We start from the raw sequence: 18,601 nt of genomic DNA on the forward strand, positions 1-18,601 counted from the left end.
TTCCCTCCTGCTAGTGAGTGCCAACTGTTGCGGGTACTTGATAGACTTTTCCACCAATAATCGTCTGGGTTGGTTCAATAAGTTCCGTTGCGATTCGTTGATTACCGTTAGAATCAGTCAATGTTTTTTCACCTTGTTTAAGCTTAAAAATAGTCAAGTCGGTATCATAACCTACTGACAGGTGTCCTTTATTACTTAAGCCAAAGTTTTCGGCTGGAACTCGCGTAATTTTATCCAAAATTTCAGTCCATGAATAGCCCACTAGATGCAGTTTCTCCAAAGTTGTAGCCATATCGTAAACCGGGCCATTTTGGCGGTTGCGAATGTAGATGTCTGTACTGATACTATGACAAATCAGCCCTTCTTGACGCGCCGTCTCTGCTACGTGGAAATTGAAGCTGTCTGTCCCATGTCCAATATCAAAGATAACGCCCTTGTGGTAAGCCTCCCAAACGAAGTCTTTGATTTTGTCCGTTTGTTGATCCAAAATACCGTTGGGTTTTCCGTTAAAGCAATGTGTCAAGACGTCTTTAGCTGTCATGGTTTTTAGAATGTCCGAAAGCTCTGGTGGATTCGAACCGATATGCACCATCAGCGGCAGATTGTCATTTTCCTTTTGGATGGTTTTCGCCATCAACAACGGGTGAATCCCATTTTCTCCAATAACGGTTTTACTCATGCGCGCCTTGATCCCAACAATAAACTCCGGAAATTCGGTTAAAGCTTGACGCACTAAATCAGATTGGACCTTGGTCAAATCAGCAAGTTCGTCCTGCTCTACGATTCCAAATTTTGAAATATTGACCAGCGCATAAACATTCGTTTTAGCGGCTTGAGCCAACTCGTAAAAACGACCAATATTCTCGGAGCCAGTTGTACCCGCATCGATGACCGTGGTGACTCCCTTTTCTACGCCGATTGCATCGGGATAATCATAGTATAGATTCATTTCTTCAAAACAATGAACATGATCATCAATCCAACCTGCAGATAGATACTCATCCGTTGCCAATGTGAGGATTTCCTTGGCAGGTTCCTCGATCTGTTCACTGATTTTTACGATTTTACCATCTTTGACGGCCAGCGAAAGTCGTTCTCCTGTGATGGTTTTAGCATTTTGAATCTTTAAATCAAACATACTTCTGCTCCTTTTGAATCTTTACTTCTCGGTAAAGCGAATTTTAGACCATGGTTGGATAAATGGTAATAAAATCTTTTCAGCAGCACTGATTTCGGCCACTTTATTTTTCCGGCTATCTTTATGTGGCAATAAAACCACTTGTAATTCATTTTTATATTTTCCAAAGCCGTCATTGCCAACTACGATATCCCCTGGTTGGAACTCTATTTCATTGTCATGAGCTGGATTGGCGGCTTGCTTATATTTTTTCCGTACTTCAGTCGAGCGAATCATCATCTCAGTAATATCTCCCCGGCGGAAGTGTTGTTCTTTTAGGACGATTTCTTTTTCCACATCAGAGGCATTGGCTACAAAATTCACTTCAAAACAAGTTTGATAACGGTCAATCTGTCCCATTTCAGCCAATTCTTCTTCAGAAGCATAGGCATTCCCGATAATGACATCATCAATCAAGCCTGTTGCGAACAAATGCTTAGCTGCAACTGCAGGGGTTAAATGACGATGCATTTCTAAAGTTGGTAAGCCATCATTGATATCCCAAGGACCGATTTCGCCAGTTTGGGATGTTACAAAGGCTGCGGTACGAATTCCTTGCGCTTTGAACCGCTGACTGCATTTTTCAAAAAAGTCATAAGGAAGAGCGGTGCCTTCTTGCGGATAAAAATTGTGACAGCCGTATAAGAATGGTTTATTCGCTTGATAAGTCAGAATGTTATCCAAATATGCTACATCATTACTCATGTTCAACTCGATTGCTACCCCATACGGATTAAAGGTTAGCATTGCTTCTTTATTCCCATCAAAGCCAACATCTAAACGGATTGCATCGGCTCCTAATTCATGGAAAAAGCTCATGTCGTCATAGCTGATTCCTAGCTCGTCAAAAATCGCCGGTGCCACATCAAGAATTGTTTCAAAACCCAACTCTTTTGCGTAAAAAATCAAGGCTTTAAATTTTTCAGCTACGGCTTCTTTTCCTTCAGTAACCTCTAGCATGCTCATGAAAATACGGCTAAAACCGTGTTGTTGTGCCAGTTTTAGATAGTCACGATCCGCTTTTGGATCACTATGATCCGGGTAAAGTGAGATTCCTAATTTACGTTTCATTTAAATTTTCCCCTTTTCTAAATCATCATGGATATGTCGAAATTTATAGGCGATACCTACGCTGATGACGACAGTCACGCCGGCAGTCAATGGTACCGCTACATGAAGCAACGTGCCTAAAATCATTGCCAAAGCAATTACTGCAACGCCGCCTAATAAAAAGTAAAGCAGGCGTAAGTTTGCGATTTGGGTAGGTAAGCCGCAACGTTCCAAATAGATTTGTGTTCCTATTAATAAAGGCAATAAGATAATAGACATGCTAATCACCAAAAAGGTTAGGACAGCATTGAATAATACCAAGCATGTCCTAACCTTCCTTTCATTATTTTGCTTCTGCTACGACAGCTGTTTTAGCTGCTTCTTCACGGGCAAGTTCGTCCGCTTCTTTTTGTAATTGTTGTTTTTCAAAGACTTTAAAGAATGGATAGTAAATCGCCAACGTCAACACAAAGTTGAAGATTACTAAGATAGCAGCCATGATACTCCAGTCAGTACTCATCCAAGCTGCAATCGGTGAAGGCATCGCAAAGCCTAGGCGTGCCGCCATCCGTGGCACTAAGCCAGAGACAGTTGCAAAATAAGAAATGGTAGTAGTGATCAATGGTGCGCCGATAAACGGAATCGCCAGAATAGGATTCATCACGATTGGTGCACCAAAAATAACGGGCTCATTAATATTGAAAAGACCTGGTAAAATAGAAAGTTGTCCTAATTTTTTCAGATATTTTGATTTAGAGAATAAGAACAAGACAACCAGCGCTAAAGTAGTCCCTGCCCCACCAATCCAGATGAACCATTGTAAAAATTGCTCAGTGAAGATGTTTGGCAAGTTATGAGCATTACCACTTGCTTGGAAAGCTTCCATATTTTCAGCAATCGACATATCCCAGAAAGGACGAATTACTGGTCCCATGATAGCAGGTCCGTGAATCCCTAAGACCCAGAAGAAACAAATCAGGAAGACTGTTAAAAGTCCACCAAACAAGCTATTCCCAGCTAAAATACCTTTTAATGGCATTAATAAATTACTTAAGAAGCCATTCAAATCAAAACCAAGCATATGACGGATGACCCAGAACAAAATCAAAATAGCCGCTCCTGGAATCAAGGCGATAAAAGAATTGGAAACTTCTGGCGGCACACCGTCTGGCATTTTAATGGTGATATTTTTGACGATAAAGAAACGATAGATTTCAACAGAAACAATTGCAGTCACAATAGAACCAAATAAAGACCCAGAGCCAAGGTTCGCAATATTCATATAACGACCAGCATCAATCACACCTTCTACGCTCTCCATCACACGTAAAGGAGGTGCTGCTGTCACTAAAAAGGCCATGGTCGCTAAAATCCCCGCTGTTAAACTATCTAATTTATAAGAGCGTGCTAAAGAGGATGCGATCCCAAAAGTAGCATACAAAGCCAAAATCCCCACCGTATAACGGAATGGAACATCTAGTACCTCACGATACGGTTCAATAACTGCAGCAATTGACTCAACTGGAATATTCAGCAAGATCGTAAAGAACGAGCCCACGATCGTTAACGGCATGGTGGCAATGATCCCTTTTCTAATCGCCACCATGTGCCGCTGATTCCCCATTTTGTTTGCGAACGGCATAATTTTATGCTCGATCACACCGACAAATCCATTCATGTTTGTACTTCCTATTTTCTATATAACATTATAATGTTTATGGGTGTAATATAACATGGATACTAGCAGTTGTAAACGGTTTTCCAGAATTTCTTCAAAATTTAAAGCCTATTCTTTGACTAATGAGCTTTTTGCTGGTTTATAACTTAACCTTTTACTGGCTGTTTCATAAATTTTCGCTGTAATAATGTTGCAAAAACCAGAGAGGTAATGATGATAGGAAAGAAAGTCTGCGTTAGAACACCTATGATGACACTTAGCAGCACACTCGCTAACGTCAGGCCCAACACTTTCCATAAGCCCCAGCTAGTTCCTTCCATCCATTTTCCTAAAAAGGCATGAGTTAGAAAAATCACTATGAAACAAATCCCTGTAATCAGCATGCTATTCTCCTACTCTGAAACGACTGTTTGGTCCATAGTCATGATTTTTTCTTTTTCAGCCGCCTCGGTTTGTTTTTCTTGTTCTACTTGAATTTTTTCAAAGGCTTTGAAGAATGGATAGTAAATACCTAGTGAAACAAAGAAACAAACAAATACCATCACACAGGCTACCCAATTCCAGTTAGAAGTAATCAATGCGCCTAGTGGAGCAGGAATGGAGAATGGTGGTTTGACCATCATTTTAGGCACCCAACCTAAAATCGTAACGATATAAACTAAGATCGTATTGACGATTGGCACTAAAATAAATGGAATGGCTAGTAATGGGTTCATTACGATTGGTGTTCCAAAAATGATAGGTTCATTGATATTGAAGATTCCTGGCAAAATTGATAGGCGACCTAATTGTTTCAAATATTTTGATTTCGAAAATAGAAATAAGACAACTAATGCTAAGGTTGCACCCGTTCCGCCCATTTGAGCGTACCATTGATAAAACTGTTCGGTAAACAGATTTGGCAAATCAAAAGCGTTCATTCCGTTTTGGAAAAGCTCTGAATTTTCTAGAATCGCTTGGTCCCAGAAAGGACGAATGATTGGTCCTAATACGGCGTGACCATGAATCCCTAAAGCCCAGAAAACACAGATAACAAATTGTGTTACCACCCCACCGATTAGATTATTTCCAGTTAGAAATCCTTTTAAAGGTGAAATCGCAATTGTAAGTAAGCCATTTAAATCAAAACCAAAGAAATGGCGAGGAATCCAAAAAACTAATACGACAAAGAGTGTTGGCAATAAGGCTGCAAAAGATTCACCGACAACCGGCGGAACCCCATCAGGCATTTTGATTTCTAATTTGCGTACCTTGGTGAAGTGGAAAATCTCAACCGAGATCAAAGCCGCTACAATTGCCCCGAAAAGTCCTTGTGAGCCCAAGGCAGAGATAGGCAGGTAACGTCCAGCTGCAACTGCATTACCGGCTGTATCGATTCCTTCTGCTAAATTCATTGGCATTACCATCAAAAGTGTTGCTAACATAGCTAAAAAGCCACTAGTCGTTTTATCCAATTTATAGCTACTGCCCAAGTAAGATCCAATTGTAAAGGCCGCATATAGAGACATTAAGCCAACTGTAAAGCGAAATGGCACATCTAAGGCTGGCAGGTACGGTGCAATCCACTCAGAGTAGCTAGGAATTGGCAGATTAAGCAAAATTGTAAAGAAGGAACCTACAATGGTGAGTGGTAAGATTGAAATCAGGCCGTTCCGAACGGCTTGCAGATGGCGCTGATTTCCGATTGCGTTGGCAACTGGCAACAATCTCATGGCTAGTGAATCTAATACTTTCATTTTGTCATCTCCTTAATTTTTTCCTTTTGATCAAACCCTTGTTGGGTAATGACATCCTTGAACCACAATCCTGATTTTTTGACTGTCTTTTCGCCAGTTTCCAAATCGAGCCGGTAAAAACCATAGCGATTTTTGTAAGCATTGATCCATGACCAGCAGTCAACAAAAGTCCACATATGATAACCTAAACAGTTACTGCCCTCTTCCATCGCACGATGCAGCCAAATCAAATGTTCCTTCAGAAACTCAATTCGGTAGTCATCTTGAACGATGCCGCCTTCTATAAACTGTTCTTCCCCTTGAATACCAATTCCGTTTTCCGATACAAACCAATCGATATTGTCGTATTCTTGTTGAATTTTCTTCGCAATGTCATAAAGCCCTTGCGGATAGATTTCGATGCCACGAGAAGTATTCATACGACGCCCTGGCATTTCATAATTGTCATAGAACCACTCTGGTGAAAACACACCATCTGGATTTGGTACAGATTCCCGTGCTTTCACGCGGCGTGGTCGGTAATAATTGATCCCTAGAAGATCAATTTTTGTTTCGGCCATTAAAGCTAGATCTTCTTCGCGGATATCTTCAGGCATTTGACCATAAGCCTTCAAGACTTCTCCTAATTCTGCTGGATAGTGGCCTTTTAAAATTGCATCATTTAGGCTGCGTGTATAGAAAAGATCAGCCATTTCCGCTGCCTTTAGATCAGCTGGATTCTGACTACGAGGGTAAACGGGAATCACATCCATGATAATCCCGATTTTGCCGCTGTAATCTCCTTCACGGAAAACTTTGACTGCTTCACAATGCGCTAAGATTATATTATGTAGGACCTGCGCTGCCCGCTTGAAGTCCACTACATATGGATAATGACGATCATGTAAGTAGCCAGCCTCTGCTGGAATCATTGGTTCATTGAAAGTAAACCAATAGGCCACCTTATCTCCAAAAAGATCAAAACATAGTTGTGCATAGTCACGGTAAGCTTGGATGACCTCGCGATTCTCAAAGCCTCCGATTTCCTGTAAGGCTAACGGCATGTCAAAGTGATACAGATTGACGAATGGCTTGATTCCTTTTTTATTTAGTTCATCAAAAACTTCGTGGTAAAAAGCAACCGCTTCTCTGTTTACTTGCCCTCTGCCTTCTGGAATCAGACGAGACCACGAAATAGAAGTCCGGAATGAATTGAAATTTAAATCTTGCATGCGTTGGATGTCTACCTGATAGTCTTCATAAAATCTAGACGTTTTTTCCGTTGTCACACCATCGTAAAAGCGATGATTGTAAATTGTAGAAGCATAGTCCCAAATATTTTCCCCTTTGCCGTCACCGACGACGCGTCCCTCGGATTGAGTTGCACTCGTTGCAGCACCCCAAAAAAAGTCTTTTGAAAATTGATAATCCATGGTTACCCCCTGCTTATGTATGCGTTTTATTCATTGACATCCAGAGTATAGCATGGTTTTTTTTCGATTTGGTGCTATAATGCGATTAAGTTATTTTTCACATCAAAAGTGTGTTGTTTCATGTATGTAACACTATGTAACAGGAGGCTATTATGTTATTTTTGGATTATAATCCTGAATTATCTCCACTTGACCAAGAAATCTTAGATACCATCACCAGCCATATTAAAGAGCTGCCTAGACTGAAGTTGAAGGACTTAGCACAGTTGACTCATACTTCGACGACGTCTATCACACGTTTCTGTAAAAAGTTTGAATGTGCCACTTTCTCTGAATTTAAAGTCAAGCTACAGCTCTATCATGACTCCCTTCAAGAAGTGCGCGTCTCTGAAGTGGACGAATCACAGTACATCGATTTTATGGAACGGCTCACGCATCCGTTTCTAACTGAAAAAGTAGAAGAAGCTGTTGCGTTGATTGAAGAAAAACAGCTTGTTATTTTTGTCGGTTCCGGCACCTCTGAGACAATTGCAGAATACGGCGCCCTCTATTTTTCTAACCTCTCCCAAGCGGCTGTTAAAATTGATGATCCGTCCAACTACCCAATTGAATGGTTCCCAGATGCGATTTTAGCGCAATCCTGCATCATTGCCTTGTCTATTTCGGGAGAAACCAAAGAAATCTTGCATTACCTCAACCGACTAAAGAATAAGTCCTGTTCGATTATTGCCATCACGAATACAGAAAAGTCCCCCGTAGCACAATTAGCGGACGTGACCTTGCCTTACTTTATCCGACGAGAAACGATCTATAAAAATAGTGACAACCAGGATAAAGTGATTGAGCTGACTTCACAAGTTCCCGCCATTTTACTGATTGAAAAAATTGCCAAGAAGCTACGACTACGCGCCGATCTATAGTGAACTGAAGTATTAATAAACACGAAAAGCACTTGACCCCTAATCGGATCAAGTGCTTTTTACTCGAACGAATGGCTATCACTGCCAGCTATTTTTGCAAAGATTTTATTCTGCGCACCTCTTTAGCGAGATATTCCAGCACATAGACAGCGGGTACCTGTGAGGTCAAGTCAACATCCCCTTTATTTTCAATGGGAAAATAGTAAGACAAATTGATATCAGACAAGCGAGCGGCCAACGAGTTGGCACTGTTTGTAATAGAGATGATGGTACTTTGATTCGACATAAAGCGGTTCATGAAATTCACAATGGCCTTCGTTTCACCACTAACAGATAACGCAACTAGGCACATATTTCCTGCTAAATCTTTACTAAAACGTTCAGCGGATCTCGTCGAAGCGATATCCTCTACCCGTAAAGATAAATTAGCAATTGTAGAAAAGCAGCGCGCCCCATACTCAGCAATCGTTTCAGAGGTACCTTCTCCAATAAAAAGAATCAGTTCCTTTTCTGCCATGAGTTTAGCCGCCTCGCGCATCTTTTCTTGGAACCGTTCTTCTCTAGTGCGATGAATGAAGTTTAGAAAAACACTCTCATCCACTTCGTGTCCCTGATCACTTTGCGTCAGTCCTGCTTGGTAAATTTGCAGTTTGATTTTAAATTCAGAAAAACCTTCACAACCAAATTTTTTACAAAACCGTAGAATCGTTGCGGTACTGGTTTGAGTCTCTTTAGCTAAGTCCCGAATCCTCATATAGATCACCGCTTCCATATGGGTTACGATGTATTTATAGATATCCAGGTCTTTCGTGTTCAATTCTGGTGCATGAGCTAAAAACAACATTTTGCTTCACCTTTTATGATCAAATTGAAAAGACTTGCAAGGTAAGTCCTCCTGCTTTCCATAATAGCACAAGTTTTTACTGTTATTTATGATTTTTTAAACTAACATTTTTACGCCTATTTACAACAAAAAAGCCATCTACCGCAGCAGATGACTTTTAATTATTCGTTATCTAAGATGTTTAAACGAACTTTTTTGGAACCTTCCAGACGGACACTATAGACAATCGTACGGATTGCTTTAGCAACTCGTCCTTGTTTTCCGATAATGCGCCCAATATCCTCAGGCGCCACAGACAAGTTATACTCTAAAAAATCGTTTGATTCTTCAACAGCTAATTTGACTGCTTCAGGCTTCGTGACTAATGGACGCACGATGGTCAAGACCAACTCTTTAACATCTGCTTTCATTTGCACTCACCTTATTTCGTAAATTTAGCTTCATGGAATTTTTTCATAACGCCTTCTTTAGAAAGGATGTTACGAACAGTGTCAGAAGGTTGAGCACCTTTAGACAACCAGTCCATGACTAAATCTTCTTTTAAAACTACTTCTGCAGGGTCTTTCAAAGGGTTGTAAGTTCCTACAGTTTCGATGAAACGTCCGTCACGAGGAGAACGTGAATCAGCTACTACGATACGGTAAAAAGGACTCTTTTTAGAACCCATGCGTTTTAAACGAATTTTAACTGCCATTTATTGATTACACCTCCATTGTTTTAATCACAAGAGCTAGTTTAACAGTTTTCTAAGCACCTGTAAAGCTTTTTTTCTTTACAGTCTTATTATTTCCATTATTTTTATGTTATACGTTTTATTTTTAACGATTAACGATATATTTTTATTGAAAAAGATTAATAGGAAAGCTACAATGAAGAAAAGGAGTGAATAAAATGGACCAATTACACGAAAAAGTCATGCGTCGGGCCGGGATTATTCGTACGATTTTTAGCTTTTTAATGGTTATTTACCTTGTAGTGGGGCTCATAGGTACCTTTGTCCTATTTTCTCCCACAACCGGTATGACCATAAACGAACCTGTGACCTCAGGCCTTACCCTTTTCAGCTACTATGCTTCCTCTGTTGCGAGGCTACCTGGTTCAGAGTTTGACAAGCAACTGTTATTCGGCATACTAATACTGCTGTACATTACTTTAATGGAAATTGTTTTTTATTTCACTCGCAAGTTTTTTCAAAATATGGCTCTAGGAAATAGTCCTTTTCGAGCCACCAGTGTGCGTTTATTAGAGCTCATTCGAAATAGCTTATTTGTACTCTATCTACTGCCAATGCTGGTGAAACCTGTTCTCTATTATCTTTTTGAACACACCATTCGATTTGAACTTACGGCGGATACTACCTTGCTTATCGCTATTATTGTTTCTTTAGTGGTGGAAATCTTCCGGTATGGCACTAACCTGCAAGTTGAAGTCGACGAAACCGTATAGGATGTGAAAAAAATGGCGATTATTTCGCGCTTAGATTTAGTGATGGCTGAACGTAAAATGAGCTTAAACGAGCTCTCTGAAAAAGTCGGCGTTAGTACCGTTAACCTTTCCAAACTGAAAAATGGACATGTAAGTGCCGTGCGTTTTTCCACTCTCTCCGCACTTTGCCGTGTCTTAAATTGTCAGCCAGGTGACCTTTTAGAATACGAAGAAGACTCCCCATAGCATATCTTTTGTTTTTTTTCGAAGAAACTCGTACTATTAAAGTAGATAGAAATTTAGGAGGAGATTCGTTTGAAAAAAGTAGGCTTTTTTATCGGTAGTTTACGGAAAGATTCTTATAGTAAAAAAGTAGCAGAAGCTATGATGGGCATGTTCCCTGAAGGTTACGAAACGGAAGTAATCGAAATTGGTAATCTGCCGCTTTATAATCAAGATTATGATGATTTGAACGATGTACCCGCTGAATACGATACTTTCCGCCAAAAAGTTGCGGAATTGGATGATTTAGTATTCGTGACACCTGAATATAACCGTTCGGTACCAGCTGTTTTGAAAAATGCACTGGATGTTGGTTCTCGTCCTTTTGGTCATAGTGTTTGGGATAAGAAACCTGGCTTAGTTGTCACTGTATCACCTGGTGGTATCGGTGGCTTTGGCGCTAACCATCATCTCCGTCAATCACTGGTTTTCTTAAACGTACCCACTTTACAACAACCAGAAGCCTATATTGGAAACATCGTGAAACTGATCCAAGAAGATGGCTCTATTGCGCAAGGAACATTGGACTACTTCCAAACGATCGTTAACAGTTTCGTTAACTTTGCTGAAAGCAACGCTTAGTTCGTTGTTTTTCTAATCGCTATCCTTTTTGTTGAGCATCAGCAACTTCCTCCCAAGAAGCGCTGATGCTTTTTTTGCGCGGAAAATCCTTTGTGATATTTAGTCTAACTGAAAAAGGAGACTGCTACTGTGACCAAGCAATCTCCCTAACAAAAATATTCTTTCAAAAGCAATTTGAACAATAACTACAAGATTGCGCCATCTTTTTGACGTAACTTTCATGGAGATGAAAACGCCAATGAGCTGGCTTTAAAGCTCAATCATCTATCCTTGACGTTGATAATGTAGTTCGACAAATTGGTCAAATTGCTTGATTTCCACGAGTTGTAACCGTCTCTGATAGGAACCGACTTCAAATAAAGGCTTGCCTTCCCCTAATAGAACCGGCGCGATTTGAATCCACCATTCGTCAATCAGATCCGCTTCAAGTATCGGCTTTAAGAGCTGACCGCCACCGACGATCCAAATGTTCTTTCCTGTTTGTTCTTTCAGTTCCTTTAAAAAGCTGACGGGATCCTCATTCACTCCTATTGCATCAGGAAAATCTTGCATTGTCCGCGAAAATACATAGTTGGTCATGTTAGGATACAAAACGTCCGTTCCTACCATCCTTTTAGCTTCCTCATAGGTGACACGTCCCATCACGGTGGTATCCAGCGACTTTTCAAAATCAGCATAATCTGTTTGGTCGCCACCAGCAGTGTTAAATAGCCATTCCAGCTGATCGTCACTTGTTGCCAAATAGCCATCTAAGGTAATCGCACCATAAAAAACAATTTTTCTAGTCATATACTCCCTCCTGAACTGTCTGAAATTGCGGGCAAGTCAGCAGATGGTCATTTACGATGCCGACTGCTTCCAAGAAAGCATAAATAATTGTGGTCCCGATGAATTTAAAGCCACGCTTTTTTAAATCTTTCGTAATGCGATCTGATAATTCGGTACTGGTAGGCACCTCTTCTTGTGTCTGGTAATGACCAATCACAGGTTTGCCCTCGGTAAAGTGCCAAAGATAAGCTGCAAACGTGCCCCATTCTGCTTGAATAGTTTGTACACACTGGGCATTTTGAATCGCAGCTCGGATTTTCAAGCGATTCCGAATAATAGCTGGATTTTCTAATAATTCCGCTACTTTCGCTTCATTGTAGTGAGCCACCGTGTCAATATCAAAACCATCATAGGCAGCATCAAATCCCGCGCTTTTGTTTAAAATCGTTTGCCAGCTCAGCCCGGCCTGATTAATGTCTAACATGAGTTTACGAAACAAGCGCTGATCATCGAACTCTGGTACACCCCATACGGTATCATGATAATGAATCATATTTTCAGTTGTGGCCCAAGGACAGCGCGGCATCTTCATCCCTCCGAATCATCATTAGATAGTGGGGCATGGTCTGGCCATAATATTCCTTAATATAGCGATCGCGGGCCACCATACCATTGCGAATCGCCACATTTAAAGAGGCCAGATTGGTGTCGCGTACGGTAGAAACAACTTCTGCAACTTTCAAAGTATCAAAGGCATAGCGCTTGCATCCTTGTGCCGATTCTAATGCATAGCCTTGATGCCAAGCGTCTTGAATCAAATGATAGCCAATTTCTACATAGGTTTGGCCTTTCACCTGTTGGAGGGTCAGGCCACACTCACCTATAATTCTTTGGTCAGCTTTACGCACTAATGCCCACAAACCAAAGCCATTCTGCTGATAGGAATCTAAGTTCCACGATAACCAATGCCTTACTTCTTCCTCACTAAAAGCATGTTCATAGGCTGTCATAACTTGTGGGTCTTGTAAAAATTCCTTCAGGGCTGCCAAATCGTCGGGCGTATCTTGCCATTCTCGTAAAATTAACCGCTCTGTTTCAAACTTCATTGCTCTTCCTCCTTCAAAAAAAGCCCCTCTCTCAACAGCTTGTTGATGTACACTGAGCAACTCAGTTGTGCAAACCACAGGCATTTGACAGAAGGGACTATTTAACCTTATTTTTTCTTTTTCTTCTTATTTTTCTTGTGCTTCTTCATCATGCGGTTCATCGCCATCTTACCAAGCTTGCCTTTGACACCGCCACCCATCATTTGATCCATGCCAGGGATATTCATATCCCCCTTCATCATTTGCTGCATCATTTTTTGGGATTCTTTAAACTGCTTGATCATGCGGTTGACTTCCACCACGCTATTACCAGAACCTGCGGCGATTCGGCGTCGGCGACTTGGATTTAGGAGATCTGGATTTTCCCGTTCAGCTGGCGTCATTGAATACACGATTGCTTTCTTACGAGCCACGTCTTTAGGATCCACCTTGACATTTTCAATACCTGGAATTTGGCTCATACCAGGAATCATTTTCAGCATGTCCTCTAATGGTCCCATGCCCATCACTTGGTCTAATTGCTCAACAAAATCATTGAAGTCAAAAGAGTTTTCCTTCATTTTGCGCGCAAGCTCTTCAGCTTTTTGTTCGTCGTAATCCTGCTGCGCTTTTTCAATCAGCGTCAGCATATCCCCCATACCAAGGATTCGACTAGACATCCGGTCCGGGTGGAAAACTTCTAAATCAGTTAGTTTTTCGCCGGAACCTACAAATTTGATTGGTTTGCCGGTGACACTACGGATAGATAGTGCGGCACCACCACGAGTGTCCCCATCGAGTTTGGTAATAACAACCCCGGTGATTCCCAGCTGTTGGTTAAAGCTATCTGCTACGTTGACGGCATCTTGACCTGTCATAGCATCCACAACCAACAGAATTTCATCTGGTTGCGCCACTTCTTTGATTTGTTTCAATTCATCCATTAAGGCTTCGTCGATATGCAACCGCCCCGCCGTATCGATGATTACATAATCATTTTTCTTTTCTGCCGCTAACGCCATCCCTTGACGAACAATCTCGACAGGACTTGTTTCTGTCCCCATATCGAAGACTGGCACGTCCAATTGTTGCCCTAGAACCTTCAACTGATCAATAGCGGCTGGTCGATACACGTCCCCTGCAATCATTAGTGGGCGCGCCTTTTCATTTTTGATTAAATAATTCGCCAATTTCCCCGCAAAGGTGGTTTTCCCGGCCCCTTGCAGACCGACCATCATAATAACGGTAGGAATCTTTGGTGATTTGTTCAAGCCAACTGTTTCTTCCCCTAAGGTTTTTGTCAGCTCTTCGTCAACAATTTTAACGATTTGTTGGGCTGGTGACAAGCTATCTAGAACTTCTGCGCCAACTGCTCGTTCCCGTACATTTTTAGTGAATTCTTTTACGACTTGTAAGTTGACATCGGCTTCCAGTAACGCCAAGCGGATCTCCCGCATCATTTCTTTGACGTCCACCTCGGAAACCTTTCCTTTGCGTCGTAATTTGCTCATCGCCTGTTGCAGGCGTTCTGTTAAACTTTCAAAAGCCATGTTGAATTTCCCCTATCTTTTACTCATCAATTTCTTGAATCTCATCAATCAAAGCCAAAAGCTTTGTTTCTTCTGGCAATTTTTCCGTCAGTTGTTGACGCAGCGTGTCTAATAGCTCACCCCGCACGATGTAATCGGAATAAAGATGTAGTTTACGTTCATAATCTTCCAATAATCGCTCTGTCCGCTTTATATTATCATAAACTGCTTGGCGACTCACGGAAAATTCTTCCGCAATCTCTCCTAACGAAAAATCATCGGCGTAATAAAGCTCCATATAGTTCATCTGTTTCTCCGTCAACAGTGTCGAATAGAATTCAAACAAGGCATTCATTCGATTGGTTTTTTCAATCTGCATCCGTTTGTTGCTCCTCTCGTTGTTGAAATGCCGTCAATAAGCGGCGGTAATAGGTCATGTCCTGCGCCGCGAAGTCTTCTTTCCGACAAATCATTTCTGTTGCGGTTTGTTGTCCCTTTTCTTGTCGCCAACCGCTGATTTTCGCCGTTGCCCCTTCAAAAAGGACTGCCGCTACTGTTTTCAGCGGAATCGCATAAAGCGCTTGGACTTCACTTTCTTGCAAATAAAAGGCACCTGCTGCTAATTGATGTTGCCAGAGATAGACATTGGCGAACTCGCGGTCATGGAACCCTGGTAGGTCAATCCCCACCGGTAGTACCTGCCAAAATTCTAGCGTATCAATACTAACCTTTACGCCTAGTTCCTCATGGAGCTCCCGAATCCCTTGACGTGGTGTTTCTGTCGCCAAGATGTGCCCGGCTGCTGTAATATCCAGTAGGTTAGGGAAATCTTTTTTCGTGGCGGAGCGCTGTTGAAAATAAAGCCATAATTCGCCGTCTTCACGGTAATAAAGCCAGCAGTGGAAAGTCTCGTGCCACTCGCCACTGGCATGAATCTTCTCACGTTCAGCGATTCCCAGCGGTTGATAGTCTTGATTAAAAAAACGCAAGCGTTCACTCATCAAATACACCTGCCGAGATAGCCTGCTCCCAGTCGGCTTCAGAAAAAATCTTTAGACCCTTAATGGTAAAATAAGCAGTAGCAACGCCAACGCCTGCTTTTAACTGACCCGAAAAGCTGCCATCATACAGCCATTTACTGCCACAAGAAGGACTTTTTTCTTTCATGATCAAACGGTCAATACCAGCAGCTATTAATACCTCATAGGCTTGAATCGCGCCTTTTTTAAAGGACTCCGTCACATCTTCTCCCCGATTGGTGATAACGCTAGCCCGACCTGTCCAAACATCAAAGCCGTCCCCGCCCTTGATTTCAGCAGGGTCCCGTGGAATCGGCAAGCCACCTAATACTTCAGGACAAACAGCCCGGGCTTGTCCCTGTGCGATTAATTCTGCCAATTGTGGAATCGTTTTGCTGCTGCCATCATAGCGACACAGCTCGCCGCCTAAACACGCACTGACACCGATCATAGCGCCGCCTCCTGTCATGAATCGTCAAAAAAGATTATACCATGAGATGATTGGAAACAGTAGTAACACTTTCTGATTCTATGCTAGAATAGAACCAGTTTGATACAAAGGAGAACGCTATGAAAAAAGTGCTAGTTGTCGATGATGAACCTTCAATCGTCACCCTACTTACATTTAATTTAGAAAAAGACGGCTATGTGGTCACCAGTGCCGAAGATGGTCGTGAGGGCTATGAGCTGGCATTATCAGGTCAGTTTGACTTCATTATTCTAGATGTGATGCTGCCTTCGATGGACGGTTTAGAAATCACCAAATCATTGCGGCAAGAAAAAATCGACACGCCTATTTTAATTTTGACAGCCAAGGACGACCAAATCGACAAAATCATTGGTTTAGAGGTAGGAGCAGATGACTATTTAACCAAACCCTTCAGTCCACGGGAAGTTTCCGCTCGTATGAAGGCCATCTTCAGACGAACCGAAAAAACGAGTGCACCGGTTAAAACTGAGACTAGCGCCGTTTTAAAAATCGGTGATATTGAAGTAGATGAAGAAAATTATGAAGTCTGGTTACGAGGTGAGCAGATCGAACTGACACCCAAGGAATTTGAATTACTGGTTTATTTTATGAAACGTAAAAATCGCGTGATTGACCGCGATACCTTACTAGACCGCATCTGGAATTATGACTTTGCTGGTCAAAGCCGTATCGTGGATGTTCATGTCTCCCACCTACGAGAAAAGCTGGAAAAAGACCCCAAACATCCTGATTATCTCGTAACCGTGCGGGGATTTGGCTATCGTTTTCAGGAGCCTAAGGCATGAAAAAACGCCGCCTCGAATATATTCTCGTCATTTTAATGATGGGCTTGCTGCTTATTGGGAGTGTTTGGTTCACCAACCACTTTTTCCGTCAAGAGACCATTAACCAACAAGAGAACTATTTAGAACGAAAAATCGAGTTGCTAGAGGACCAGTTGGATTTCTCCGCTATTTTCACCGATCAACACTTAACGGCAGACCAAGAACGATTGATTGAGACTTATCTTGCCAGTGATGATGAACGGTTAACCTTAATCGATCAAACGGGTGAAATCTTTTTTGACTCGACTAATCCAGCTTTAGCCGGAGCCCGCAATGATCGACCTGAAGTCCAAGCGGTCTTTAATGGCGCCAGCTTTGGCAGCTCGTTGCGTTACAGCGAAACCTTGAAGGCTGATCTACTGTATCTCGCCCAGCCCATTCGGCATAACGGTACCATGATTGGTGTAATTCGTCTTTCAGAAGAAGTCAGTCAATTCTCGCAAAATATTCGAACCTTCCGACAATATATTATTCTGACTCTGGGCTTATTGTTTACGGTTATTACTGGATTTATTTTACTGCTGATTCGCCAGAAAAATCAGCCGCTATTGACAGTCTTACCTGTGTTGAAAAATATTTTACAACAGCCGGAAAAGGAACGTTCCATCATTCAATACTCACCGGAATGGCAAGAACTCTATGAAACCATCAATGACTTGAGTCATCAAATGACCTCCACCTATAAGGCATTTACTACCACAGATGAACAGTTTCATGCACTGCTAGATGAACTGATGATTGGCGTCTTTATCGTTGATACAGAGAACAATGTGGTGCTGTTAAATCCTAAAATGCGAGAGCTGTTAGGCATCACGAGCTTTCAGCAACAAAATTTTGTCGAAGTCTTTCGTGACTTGAATTTTGTTCGCTTAATTCAACAAACAATTGCGGATCATCAAACTCTCCATGAAGAGTTGACCCTGCAAAATGGCTTTGTCTTGGATTTGTCCCTACGCTATATCGAGCCAAATGATGTCAATCATTATCAAGTACTGGGGATTGCCTATGATCTCACTCGTGTGCGCCAGTTGGAATCTGTACAACGGGATTTCGTCAGCAATGTCTCCCATGAACTGAAAACGCCGGTCACTTCTCTATTAGGTTTCACGGAAACCCTGTTAGACGGTGCTAAAGATGATCCAGAAACTCTGACACAGTTCCTTGAGATCATGCAAAAAGATGCTCACCGGCTGCAACGCTTGATTCAAGAGATTTTACAGCTCTCCCGCGATGGACGGCAAACCTTTACGACTCAAAAGCTCGATTTGCCGCTTCTATTGGCTGAACTAACGACAGCCTATCAGAAAGTGATTCAAGAAAAGCATTTAACCATCCAAATTGAGGGACCGCAACCGTTATTCTTTATTACACAATATGAATTGTTCTACCCGATTCTCAAAAATTTATTTGAAAATGCTTTACAATACTCCCGTAATAACGGTACTGTTACAATTTCTTACCAACTTTCTGAGACAGCCTTAGATTTATCCGTCTCTGATGAGGGGATTGGCATTGAACTTGAGGACCAAGAACGAATCTTTGAGCGCTTTTACCGAGTCGACAAAGCTCGTTCCCGTCATTCTGGTGGCACGGGTCTAGGCCTTGCCATCGTGCAAAACTATACAGAATTGTTAGGCGGAGAGGTTTCTGTTGAAAGTCATTTAGGCTTGGGCTCAACTTTTTCCATTCGTTTACCAATCAAAAAAGAAACAAGTCTCCGCTAAATGTTCTTCTGAGGTCAGCTTAAACACTGACTTCAGAAGACTTTTTTTGCGAAAAA

Annotated in this window: 23 protein-coding genes; 6 read left to right on the forward strand and 17 right to left on the reverse strand. The window is 41.8% G+C overall.

Translation table 11 applies throughout. The annotated features are described in order from the left end of the window. Positions 1-10: 10 nt before the first annotated feature. The 7 genes from ECA01S_RS01995 to ECA01S_RS02025 form a co-directional block, all read right to left on the reverse strand. A complete protein-coding gene (locus ECA01S_RS01995; RefSeq protein WP_067390284.1) occupies positions 11-1,138 on the reverse strand; it encodes an amidohydrolase/deacetylase family metallohydrolase in 1,128 nt (375 codons plus the stop codon). A 21-nt stretch (positions 1,139-1,159) separates the two neighbouring features. Continuing rightward, on the reverse strand, positions 1,160-2,248 hold the full coding sequence (locus tag ECA01S_RS02000) for a DUF871 domain-containing protein (RefSeq protein WP_067390287.1): 1,089 nt from the start codon (positions 2,246-2,248) through the stop codon (positions 1,160-1,162). After that, a complete protein-coding gene (locus tag ECA01S_RS02005; RefSeq protein ID WP_067391094.1) occupies positions 2,249-2,506 on the reverse strand; it encodes a hypothetical protein in 258 nt (85 codons plus the stop codon). Positions 2,507-2,570: 64 nt separating this feature from the next. Further along, the gene (locus ECA01S_RS02010; RefSeq protein WP_067390290.1) at positions 2,571-3,905 is read right to left on the reverse strand and encodes a PTS sugar transporter subunit IIC; all 1,335 of its coding nucleotides are present in this window, start codon (positions 3,903-3,905) and stop codon (positions 2,571-2,573) included. Positions 3,906-4,051: 146 nt separating this feature from the next. After that, positions 4,052-4,288: a hypothetical protein gene (locus ECA01S_RS02015; protein WP_067390292.1), complete on the reverse strand. Its 237-nt coding sequence runs from the start codon at positions 4,286-4,288 to the stop codon at positions 4,052-4,054. A 9-nt stretch (positions 4,289-4,297) separates the two neighbouring features. Then, positions 4,298-5,641, reverse strand: a complete 1,344-nt coding sequence (locus ECA01S_RS02020) for a PTS sugar transporter subunit IIC (protein ID WP_067390295.1) — start codon at positions 5,639-5,641, stop codon at positions 4,298-4,300. Then, positions 5,638-7,053 (reverse strand): glycoside hydrolase family 1 protein, encoded by a 1,416-nt coding sequence (locus ECA01S_RS02025; RefSeq protein WP_067390296.1) that lies wholly within the window; start codon positions 7,051-7,053, stop codon positions 5,638-5,640. The genes ECA01S_RS02020 and ECA01S_RS02025 overlap by 4 nt, the downstream gene beginning before the upstream one ends. Before the next feature lie 152 nt (positions 7,054-7,205). On the opposite strand from ECA01S_RS02025, the gene ECA01S_RS02030 reads away from it, so the two are divergent. Then, positions 7,206-7,973: a MurR/RpiR family transcriptional regulator gene (locus ECA01S_RS02030; RefSeq protein ID WP_067390297.1), complete on the forward strand. Its 768-nt coding sequence runs from the start codon at positions 7,206-7,208 to the stop codon at positions 7,971-7,973. An 88-nt stretch (positions 7,974-8,061) separates the two neighbouring features. Here the strand turns inward: ECA01S_RS02030 and ECA01S_RS02035 are convergent, their stop codons facing one another. The 3 genes from ECA01S_RS02035 to rpsP form a co-directional block, all read right to left on the reverse strand. After that, positions 8,062-8,817 carry a MurR/RpiR family transcriptional regulator gene (locus ECA01S_RS02035; RefSeq protein WP_067390298.1) on the reverse strand — a complete coding sequence of 252 codons (756 nt, stop codon included), beginning with the start codon at positions 8,815-8,817 and terminating at the stop codon, positions 8,062-8,064. A gap of 161 nt (positions 8,818-8,978) precedes the next feature. Then, positions 8,979-9,227: a KH domain-containing protein gene (locus ECA01S_RS02040; RefSeq protein ID WP_067390300.1), complete on the reverse strand. Its 249-nt coding sequence runs from the start codon at positions 9,225-9,227 to the stop codon at positions 8,979-8,981. An 11-nt stretch (positions 9,228-9,238) separates the two neighbouring features. Then, a complete protein-coding gene (rpsP, locus tag ECA01S_RS02045) occupies positions 9,239-9,511 on the reverse strand; it encodes a 30S ribosomal protein S16 (protein WP_067390304.1) in 273 nt (90 codons plus the stop codon). Positions 9,512-9,708: 197 nt separating this feature from the next. On the opposite strand from rpsP, the gene ECA01S_RS02050 reads away from it, so the two are divergent. The 3 genes from ECA01S_RS02050 to ECA01S_RS02060 all read left to right on the forward strand — a co-directional run bounded on the left by ECA01S_RS02050 (position 9,709) and on the right by ECA01S_RS02060 (position 11,106). Next, the gene (locus tag ECA01S_RS02050) at positions 9,709-10,263 is read left to right on the forward strand and encodes a DUF2975 domain-containing protein (RefSeq protein ID WP_067390307.1); all 555 of its coding nucleotides are present in this window, start codon (positions 9,709-9,711) and stop codon (positions 10,261-10,263) included. Between the two features lie 12 nt (positions 10,264-10,275). Then, positions 10,276-10,488: a helix-turn-helix domain-containing protein gene (locus ECA01S_RS02055; RefSeq protein WP_067390310.1), complete on the forward strand. Its 213-nt coding sequence runs from the start codon at positions 10,276-10,278 to the stop codon at positions 10,486-10,488. A 69-nt stretch (positions 10,489-10,557) separates the two neighbouring features. Further along, the gene (locus tag ECA01S_RS02060; RefSeq protein ID WP_067390313.1) at positions 10,558-11,106 is read left to right on the forward strand and encodes an NADPH-dependent FMN reductase; all 549 of its coding nucleotides are present in this window, start codon (positions 10,558-10,560) and stop codon (positions 11,104-11,106) included. A gap of 264 nt (positions 11,107-11,370) precedes the next feature. Here ECA01S_RS02060 and ECA01S_RS02065 read toward each other — a convergent pair whose 3' ends face one another. The 7 genes from ECA01S_RS02065 to ECA01S_RS02095 all read right to left on the reverse strand — a co-directional run bounded on the left by ECA01S_RS02065 (position 11,371) and on the right by ECA01S_RS02095 (position 15,958). Continuing rightward, complete coding sequence (locus ECA01S_RS02065) at positions 11,371-11,895, reverse strand: dihydrofolate reductase family protein (protein ID WP_067390316.1); 525 nt, start codon at positions 11,893-11,895, stop codon at positions 11,371-11,373. Then, positions 11,888-12,460 (reverse strand): DNA-3-methyladenine glycosylase I, encoded by a 573-nt coding sequence (locus tag ECA01S_RS02070; RefSeq protein WP_067390319.1) that lies wholly within the window; start codon positions 12,458-12,460, stop codon positions 11,888-11,890. The genes ECA01S_RS02065 and ECA01S_RS02070 overlap by 8 nt, the downstream gene beginning before the upstream one ends. Beyond that, a complete protein-coding gene (locus tag ECA01S_RS02075) occupies positions 12,432-12,980 on the reverse strand; it encodes a GNAT family N-acetyltransferase (protein ID WP_067390322.1) in 549 nt (182 codons plus the stop codon). The genes ECA01S_RS02070 and ECA01S_RS02075 overlap by 29 nt, the downstream gene beginning before the upstream one ends. 107 nt (positions 12,981-13,087) lie before the next feature. Then, positions 13,088-14,509 (reverse strand): signal recognition particle protein, encoded by a 1,422-nt coding sequence (ffh, locus tag ECA01S_RS02080; RefSeq protein WP_067390325.1) that lies wholly within the window; start codon positions 14,507-14,509, stop codon positions 13,088-13,090. A 19-nt stretch (positions 14,510-14,528) separates the two neighbouring features. Beyond that, positions 14,529-14,867 (reverse strand): putative DNA-binding protein, encoded by a 339-nt coding sequence (locus ECA01S_RS02085; protein WP_067390328.1) that lies wholly within the window; start codon positions 14,865-14,867, stop codon positions 14,529-14,531. Continuing rightward, positions 14,857-15,489, reverse strand: coding sequence for an NUDIX hydrolase (locus tag ECA01S_RS02090; protein WP_067390331.1), 633 nt, complete (start codon positions 15,487-15,489; stop codon positions 14,857-14,859). Before ECA01S_RS02090 ends, ECA01S_RS02085 begins: the two co-directional genes overlap by 11 nt. Beyond that, positions 15,482-15,958 carry a 2-thiouracil desulfurase family protein gene (locus ECA01S_RS02095; RefSeq protein ID WP_067390335.1) on the reverse strand — a complete coding sequence of 159 codons (477 nt, stop codon included), beginning with the start codon at positions 15,956-15,958 and terminating at the stop codon, positions 15,482-15,484. The genes ECA01S_RS02090 and ECA01S_RS02095 overlap by 8 nt, the downstream gene beginning before the upstream one ends. 119 nt (positions 15,959-16,077) lie before the next feature. Here ECA01S_RS02095 and ECA01S_RS02100 point away from each other — a divergent pair, with 119 nt between their 5' ends. Further along, a complete protein-coding gene (locus ECA01S_RS02100) occupies positions 16,078-16,782 on the forward strand; it encodes a response regulator transcription factor (RefSeq protein ID WP_067390339.1) in 705 nt (234 codons plus the stop codon). Further along, positions 16,779-18,545 (forward strand): sensor histidine kinase, encoded by a 1,767-nt coding sequence (locus tag ECA01S_RS02105; RefSeq protein ID WP_067390342.1) that lies wholly within the window; start codon positions 16,779-16,781, stop codon positions 18,543-18,545. Before ECA01S_RS02100 ends, ECA01S_RS02105 begins: the two co-directional genes overlap by 4 nt. Positions 18,546-18,601 lie beyond the last annotated feature (56 nt).

The sequence above is a fragment of the Enterococcus canis NBRC 100695 genome (genome assembly GCF_001544375.1).
GTDB lineage: Bacteria > Bacillota > Bacilli > Lactobacillales > Enterococcaceae > Enterococcus_H > Enterococcus_H canis.

Coding starts and splice junctions, on each gene's coding strand:
- ECA01S_RS01995 (WP_067390284.1), bottom strand. CDS start 1,138: ATGTTTGATTTAAAGATTCAAAATGCTAAAACCATCACAGGAGAACGA.
- ECA01S_RS02000 (WP_067390287.1), bottom strand. CDS start 2,248: ATGAAACGTAAATTAGGAATCTCACTTTACCCGGATCATAGTGATCCA.
- ECA01S_RS02005 (WP_067391094.1), bottom strand. CDS start 2,506: ATGTCTATTATCTTATTGCCTTTATTAATAGGAACACAAATCTATTTG.
- ECA01S_RS02010 (WP_067390290.1), bottom strand. CDS start 3,905: ATGAATGGATTTGTCGGTGTGATCGAGCATAAAATTATGCCGTTCGCA.
- ECA01S_RS02015 (WP_067390292.1), bottom strand. CDS start 4,288: ATGCTGATTACAGGGATTTGTTTCATAGTGATTTTTCTAACTCATGCC.
- ECA01S_RS02020 (WP_067390295.1), bottom strand. CDS start 5,641: ATGAAAGTATTAGATTCACTAGCCATGAGATTGTTGCCAGTTGCCAAC.
- ECA01S_RS02025 (WP_067390296.1), bottom strand. CDS start 7,053: ATGGATTATCAATTTTCAAAAGACTTTTTTTGGGGTGCTGCAACGAGT.
- ECA01S_RS02030 (WP_067390297.1), top strand. CDS start 7,206: ATGTTATTTTTGGATTATAATCCTGAATTATCTCCACTTGACCAAGAA.
- ECA01S_RS02035 (WP_067390298.1), bottom strand. CDS start 8,817: ATGTTGTTTTTAGCTCATGCACCAGAATTGAACACGAAAGACCTGGAT.
- ECA01S_RS02040 (WP_067390300.1), bottom strand. CDS start 9,227: ATGAAAGCAGATGTTAAAGAGTTGGTCTTGACCATCGTGCGTCCATTA.
- rpsP (WP_067390304.1), bottom strand. CDS start 9,511: ATGGCAGTTAAAATTCGTTTAAAACGCATGGGTTCTAAAAAGAGTCCT.
- ECA01S_RS02050 (WP_067390307.1), top strand. CDS start 9,709: ATGGACCAATTACACGAAAAAGTCATGCGTCGGGCCGGGATTATTCGT.
- ECA01S_RS02055 (WP_067390310.1), top strand. CDS start 10,276: ATGGCGATTATTTCGCGCTTAGATTTAGTGATGGCTGAACGTAAAATG.
- ECA01S_RS02065 (WP_067390316.1), bottom strand. CDS start 11,895: ATGACTAGAAAAATTGTTTTTTATGGTGCGATTACCTTAGATGGCTAT.
- ECA01S_RS02070 (WP_067390319.1), bottom strand. CDS start 12,460: ATGCCGCGCTGTCCTTGGGCCACAACTGAAAATATGATTCATTATCAT.
- ECA01S_RS02075 (WP_067390322.1), bottom strand. CDS start 12,980: ATGAAGTTTGAAACAGAGCGGTTAATTTTACGAGAATGGCAAGATACG.
- ffh (WP_067390325.1), bottom strand. CDS start 14,509: ATGGCTTTTGAAAGTTTAACAGAACGCCTGCAACAGGCGATGAGCAAA.
- ECA01S_RS02085 (WP_067390328.1), bottom strand. CDS start 14,867: ATGCAGATTGAAAAAACCAATCGAATGAATGCCTTGTTTGAATTCTAT.
- ECA01S_RS02090 (WP_067390331.1), bottom strand. CDS start 15,489: ATGAGTGAACGCTTGCGTTTTTTTAATCAAGACTATCAACCGCTGGGA.
- ECA01S_RS02095 (WP_067390335.1), bottom strand. CDS start 15,958: ATGATCGGTGTCAGTGCGTGTTTAGGCGGCGAGCTGTGTCGCTATGAT.
- ECA01S_RS02100 (WP_067390339.1), top strand. CDS start 16,078: ATGAAAAAAGTGCTAGTTGTCGATGATGAACCTTCAATCGTCACCCTA.
- ECA01S_RS02105 (WP_067390342.1), top strand. CDS start 16,779: ATGAAAAAACGCCGCCTCGAATATATTCTCGTCATTTTAATGATGGGC.